At 58.9% G+C, this 6,000-nt stretch carries 6 protein-coding genes and 1 pseudogene; 4 read left to right on the top strand and 3 right to left on the bottom strand.

Annotated features, from left to right (window positions below; all coding sequences use genetic code 11):
• The 4 genes and pseudogenes from B3H47_RS08585 to B3H47_RS08570 all read left to right on the top strand — a co-directional run.
• Window positions 1-208, top strand: a pseudogene (locus B3H47_RS08585) (hypothetical protein); the annotation flags it as partial.
• A gap of 64 nt (window positions 209-272) precedes the next feature.
• Window positions 273-1,103: an ABC transporter ATP-binding protein gene (locus B3H47_RS08580; protein ID WP_013122570.1), complete on the top strand. Its 831-nt coding sequence runs from the start codon at window positions 273-275 to the stop codon at window positions 1,101-1,103.
• Window positions 1,104-1,146: 43 nt separating this feature from the next.
• The gene (locus tag B3H47_RS08575) at window positions 1,147-2,460 is read left to right on the top strand and encodes a phenylacetate--CoA ligase family protein (protein WP_286986729.1); all 1,314 of its coding nucleotides are present in this window, start codon (window positions 1,147-1,149) and stop codon (window positions 2,458-2,460) included.
• A 15-nt stretch (window positions 2,461-2,475) separates the two neighbouring features.
• Window positions 2,476-3,102 (top strand): SAM-dependent methyltransferase, encoded by a 627-nt coding sequence (locus B3H47_RS08570; protein ID WP_286986728.1) that lies wholly within the window; start codon window positions 2,476-2,478, stop codon window positions 3,100-3,102.
• Here B3H47_RS08570 and B3H47_RS08565 read toward each other — a convergent pair.
• From B3H47_RS08565 to B3H47_RS08555, 3 genes are all read right to left on the bottom strand, one after another.
• Window positions 3,021-3,860, bottom strand: coding sequence for a Crp/Fnr family transcriptional regulator (locus tag B3H47_RS08565; RefSeq protein ID WP_286986727.1), 840 nt, complete (start codon window positions 3,858-3,860; stop codon window positions 3,021-3,023). The genes B3H47_RS08570 and B3H47_RS08565 overlap by 82 nt on opposite strands.
• 218 nt (window positions 3,861-4,078) lie before the next feature.
• Window positions 4,079-4,378, bottom strand: a complete 300-nt coding sequence (locus B3H47_RS08560) for an H-NS histone family protein (RefSeq protein ID WP_276707111.1) — start codon at window positions 4,376-4,378, stop codon at window positions 4,079-4,081.
• Window positions 4,379-4,492: 114 nt separating this feature from the next.
• Window positions 4,493-5,929 (bottom strand): NAD(P)(+) transhydrogenase (Re/Si-specific) subunit beta, encoded by a 1,437-nt coding sequence (locus B3H47_RS08555; RefSeq protein WP_013105131.1) that lies wholly within the window; start codon window positions 5,927-5,929, stop codon window positions 4,493-4,495.
• Window positions 5,930-6,000: the final 71 nt, after the last annotated feature.

Below are 6,000 nucleotides of genomic sequence, written 5' to 3'. Positions count from 1 at the left end.
GTCCACGATCACTGAAATGCGCAACATGGGATCAAGCTGGGCGCGCATGCAGACGTGGGACGGGAAAAAGTGGGTGATGCACGACGCCTGGTATGAGGCCGACATGCAGATCATCAAGCCCATGGTCCGCGAGGCCGCCGCCAAATACGCCAAGGAGCACAACATTGCGCCGCGCGACTGCGCAAAGGAAATGACCTCGGGCTCCTGATGATCCACCCTGCCCGGCCAAGCTCACTGCAGGTCGGGCGCCCACCCGATTTTCTAGGCGACCCATGACTACCCACACCACTGCGCAGGCTGTCCCACCCATGCTCGACGTGCAGGGCATTGAGGTGATTTACAACCATGTCATCCTCGTCCTAAAGGGGGTGTCCATTCGCGTCGACAAGGGACGCATAGCAGCGCTGCTCGGAGGCAACGGGGCAGGGAAAACCACGACCTTGCGCGCAGTGTCGTGCCTGCTTCGTGCCGAGCGTGGCGAGGTCACCAAGGGTTCCATTCACTATGAAGGCCACCGGATCGACAAGGAGGACGCGCCCGCCTTGGTTCGCCAAGGTGTGGTGCAGGTCATGGAGGGACGACACTGCTTTGCCCACCTAACCATTGAGGACAACCTGCTTGCCGGCGCCTACAGCCGCCGCGATGGCAAGGGTGCGGTGCAAGCGACCCTCGATAAGGTCTACACCTATTTTCCACGCCTGAAAGAGCGTCGTCACAGCCAGGCCGCCTATACCTCAGGCGGCGAACAGCAAATGTGCGCCATCGGCCGTGCGCTCATGGCGAGTCCCAAGCTCATCCTCCTCGACGAACCTTCGATGGGCCTTGCGCCGCAGGTCGTCGACGAAGTGTTCGCGATCGTTCGCGAGCTCAACCAACGCGAAGGTACGACTTTCCTGCTGGCCGAGCAGAACACGGCCATGGCCTTGCGCTATGCCGATCACGGCTACATCCTGGAGAACGGCCGTGTGGTCCTCGATGGCGCTGCGGCGGATCTGGCCGCCAACGATGACGTACGGGAGTTCTATCTCGGTCTGGCCGACCGGGGCCAGAAGTCATTCCGGGAGGCGCGAAGCTATCGCCGTCGAAAACGCTGGCTGAGTTGACCCGGCGGAAACCGTCAACAGATACCGAGGAGTAACCGTAGTCATGGAATGCCACGATACCCCCTATGACGCCCTTGAGACTCGGTCCGCAGATCAGCGAGAAGCCGAGTTCTGGAAGGCCCTGAGGCTCACCGCCGCGCATGCCAAAGCCAATGCATCAGCCTGGGCAGATAGGCTGCGCGAGATAGAACCTGAAGAGCTTACTGGGCGCGACGCACTCGCACGCATTCCAGTCTTGAGAAAGAGCGAGCTGCTGGCATTGCAAAGAGCAAGTTGCGAGCGCGGTGGCGATGTGTTTGCTGGCCATGCCACCGTTGGTTGGACCACGCAGCAGCCACACCGGGCCACCGCACTCCGCGTATTCAGCTCCCCTGGCCCCATCTATGAACCTCAAGGCAGCGGCATCGATCCCTGGCGCATGGCGCGCGCCCTGCACGCAGCTGGGTTGCGCCCTGGGGAATTGCTGCACAACAGCTTCTCGTACCACTTCACCCCGGCAGGGGCCATGCTCGAAGGCGGCGCGCATCGGCTCGGATGTACGGTTTTTCCCGCTGGAATCGGACAGACCGAGTTGCAAGTGCAGGCCCTCGCCGATTTGGGCGCGCATTGTTATGGCGGAACCCCCTCATTTCTCGGCATCCTGGTCGATCGCGCCCAAGCGTTGGGCATCGCGCTGCCAAGACTGACCAAGGCACTCGTCTCAGGAGAAGCATTGAACAGTGCGCTGCGCGAGCGGCTGGATGCCGCAAACATTACCGCATTGCAATGCTATGCCTCCGCAGATGTGGGTCTGATCGCCTTTGAAACCCGAGAACGAAACGGATTGCTTATCGATGAATCCGTGCTGATCGAAATTTTGGATCCAAACAATCGTCCCGTCCCTGATGGCGAGGTCGGTGAAGTGGTTGTCACCGTACTCAACTCGGCATACCCGCTGATTCGTTTCGGCACAGGTGATCTGTCCTCTATCGTTCCCGAATCGCGTCACACTCCGCTATCTTGCGGCCGCACGCAATTGCGCATCGCAGGCTGGATGGGCCGAGCTGATCAGGCCACCAAAGTAAGAGGCCTTTTCGTTCACCCGCATCAGATTCAGGATGTTATGAAACGCCATCCAGAAGTCCGCTGGGCACGACTGGAAGTGTCGCAGCGCGACGGAGAAGATCAAATGCAACTGATCTGCGTCTCGGAAGTGGCATCGCCCAACCTGGCCCAAGCCCTGCAACAAACGATGCGCGACCTCACAAAGCTGCGCGCCGAAGTCACCTGGCAGTCCAGCGAAAATTGGCTGCAGAATGCACCTACCATTTCAGACCTTCGCGCCAGACCTTCAAGCCAAGCTCAGGCCGATGGTTGAGGCGACAACCCCATCATGCCCGGACCGACCGCTGAATTCTGGAACGAACGCTTTCGCACCCACACGACTGGATGGGATCGCGGCGCGGTGCATCCGCAACTTCTGCACTGGATCGCCGAGGGCACGCTCAAACCCTGTCGCATTCTGGTGCCGGGCTGTGGCGCGGGCCACGAGGTTTTGCATCTGGCGGCCGCAGGGTTTGAAGTCACCGCGTTGGACTACGCGGAGCAGGCCGTCGCCCTGGTGACCGAGCGCTTGCAGAAACAGGGTTTGAGCGCGACCGTTTTGCAAGCCGACGTGCGGCAATGGGACGCCCCGCAACCGTTTGACGCCATCTGGGAGCAAACCTGCCTGTGCGCGCTTTACCCGGACGATTGGATGGCTTACGCCAATCGGCTGCATCACTGGCTGGCACCACATGGGCGGCTCTTCGCCCTGTTCATGCAGACCGCAAAACCCGGCGCAGAGGAAGGGTGGATACAGGGCCCGCCCTATCACTGCGACATTCTGGCCATGCGCGCAGTATTTCCTTCCACACGATGGCAGTGGCCCAAGCCGCCCTACCCGCGCGTTCCGCACCCCGGCGGTTCGGCCGAACTGGCGCTCGTGCTCTCCCCAGTCGTATCAGACGCGCGGAAATAATCGGCTACGCCGTTCGATCTGGGCAGCGCGGTAGGTCGCCGCTTGAGCAGCGATTTTTCCGACGTTTTGGCGTTCAAACAACGAAACTCCCAAGCCCGCAGTTTGTCCGCATCGAGAATTTCCACCCCGCCATACCGCAGATGCAGCACACCGTCCGCCTCCAGGCGCTGAAAGGCCTGATTCACCCGCTGGCGCGACAAATGACAAAGCTGGCCGATTTCTGACTGGGTGACTTTCAGCGCGCCGCCATTCGCGCCGGCAAGCGGGTGAAACAAATGCCGCAGGGTTCGGGCGACAATCGATTCAGCACCGCTTTGCTGATCGTCCAGCGCCTGCAAGGTCATCAGTTCGAGGCGGTCGTTGAGTTGCTGCAGCAAATAATGGTTGAAGGCAATATTGCGCTCCAGCAACCACAGAAAAGTTTCGCGCGGCACCAGCGCCAATTCGCAAGTGCGTATGGCTTGGGCCTGATAGCGCCACACCCCCAGTCGCATCAGCGTTCCTTCGCCGAACCAACCGCCAGCCCCCACGCCGGAATAAACCAACGGTTTGCCGCTGGTCGTTGTCACGGTAAATTTCGCAAGCCCCGACATCAAGCCGATCCAATGCTGGGCCGTTTCGCCCAGAGGCTGCAGCGCCTGCCCTGCTGGCACGCTCTGGTAGCCCACTTCCGAAGCCACACGGGCCTTTTCTACTGGCTGCAAACGCTCCCACCAGCCGCTGCGGGCTGCCCAGATTGGCGTTTTAGAGTCGTTCATGCACATGTTTCCTGGCTCAGGCTCTATGCTCGCGATTTTTTGCCGTCACTCGCATGACTGCGTGTAAATATCATGACTTAACGCAATGCATCGTTGAGAGCGTCCCGCGGGGTGTTGCGCTTCGCACTTGAAACCGCCCCCATAAAAAAACCGGGTCATCCCCGGTTTTTATGTTGCGAGCCTCACTCGCAACATGCAGGCAAAGCGCCGTGCTGTATTCAGATCAGGAAAGATTCCTTGCTTTTGCCGCCGTCCACCGCGCTTTGAAGCCAGCGCGGCATTTTTCCGCGGCCAGTCCAAGTTTCGCCCGTCTGCGCGTTGCGATATTTCGGCGCGACCGTCGATCCCTTGGAAGACGCCCCGCCACGACGCGAACCGAGATCGGCCAAGGTAATACCGTATTCATCCATTTTGGCGCGAATATCGCTCACCACGGCAGCAATCTCTGCCTTGCGTTGCGTTTCAGCCTGCTGTTTGAGGGCTTCAATCTGTGACTGCAATTCTTTATACGTTGCCATGAGCACCTTCTCCTGTGTTGAAAGTTAAAACCAGAATCATCATACGACAAAACAAAAAATAAAAAAGCCCACACAAGGCGGGCTCATTCATAAGCACTGGAATGCTTCAATCCATCATTCGATGGCCTTGGTGATGTCTTCCACAACCTTCTTGGCATCGCCGAAGACCATCATGGTTTTGTCCATGTAAAACAGTTCGTTATCCAGGCCCGCATACCCTGCAGCCATTGAACGTTTGTTCACGATCACGGTTTTTGCCTTGTAAGCCTCAAGAATCGGCATACCGGCAATCGGTGATTTTGGATCGGTCTTCGCCGAAGGATTGACCACGTCATTGGCGCCAAGAATCACAGCGACATCAGCCTGGCCGAACTCTGGGTTGATATCGTCCATTTCGAAAACCTGGTCGTAGGGCACCTCGGCCTCGGCAAGCAGCACATTCATATGGCCCGGCATGCGGCCAGCCACAGGGTGAATCGCATATTTCACATTCACGCCGTGCTCGGTAAGTTTCTGCGCCAGTTCCTTGACCGCATGCTGCGCGCGGGCCACGGCCAAACCGTAACCGGGCACGATGATGACTGTTTCGGCATTGGACAAGAGAAACGCGGCGTCATCCGGACTGCCCGATTTCACCGGGCGTTGCTGCACCGCTGCGGCGGTTGTGGAAGACTCGGCGCCAAACCCGCCCAGAATCACGCTGATGAAAGACCGGTTCATCGCCTTGCACATGATGTAGCTCAGAATCGCACCGGAAGATCCGACCAATGAACCGGCGATGATGAGCATATTGTTTTCGAGCGAAAAACCAATGCCAGCCGCAGCCCAACCGGAATAGCTGTTGAGCATCGACACGACCACGGGCATATCGGCGCCACCGATGGGAATAATCATCAGTACGCCCAACACGAAGGCCAACGCCATCATGATGAGAAAGGGCGTCCACGCCGCCGTAGCCCAGAACCAAAGACCAAAAGCGATAGCCGCCAGAAAAATAATCAGGTTGAGCCAATGCTGCCCGGCAAACCGCACGGGCGCGCCCTGGAACAGGCGAAATTTATAGCGCCCAGCGAGTTTGCCAAAGGCGATGACCGAGCCGCTGAAGGTAATGGCGCCCACGACCGTGCCGATGAAAAGCTCGATACGGTTCCCCGGAGGCAGCGGGTCACCTGCAGCTTGAACGATGCCGAAGGCGTGGGGCTCGGCGACTTCGGCCACGGCGATACACACTGCGGCCAGACCGATCATGCTGTGCATGAAAGCCACCAGCTCGGGCATTTTGGTCATTTCGACGCGGTTGGCCATAAAAGCGCCAATGCCGCCACCGACCACCAGCCCGAGTAGCACATATCCGAGACCAAGCGCCCCGGCATCGCCGCCCACCTTAATAATCAAGGCGACTGTGGTGAAGACGGCGATGACCATACCTGTCATGCCGAACACATTTCCGCGCCGGCTGGTCGTCGGGTGCGACAAGCCTTTGAGCGCTTGAATGAAAAAGACCGCTGCGAGCAAATACAGCAGGGTCACGAGATTCATGCTGAGTGTCATAAATTGAGTCCTTGATGCTGTGCGTCACCGGCCGCGGTTCGAAACAGATCGGTGCGACATCTGTTGGCGAA

The organism is Thiomonas sp. UBA7699 (assembly GCF_002482605.1).
In the GTDB taxonomy this organism is placed as follows: Bacteria; Pseudomonadota; Gammaproteobacteria; order Burkholderiales; family Burkholderiaceae_C; genus Thiomonas; species Thiomonas arsenitoxydans.
This window is presented reverse-complemented; position numbering and strand designations above follow the sequence as displayed.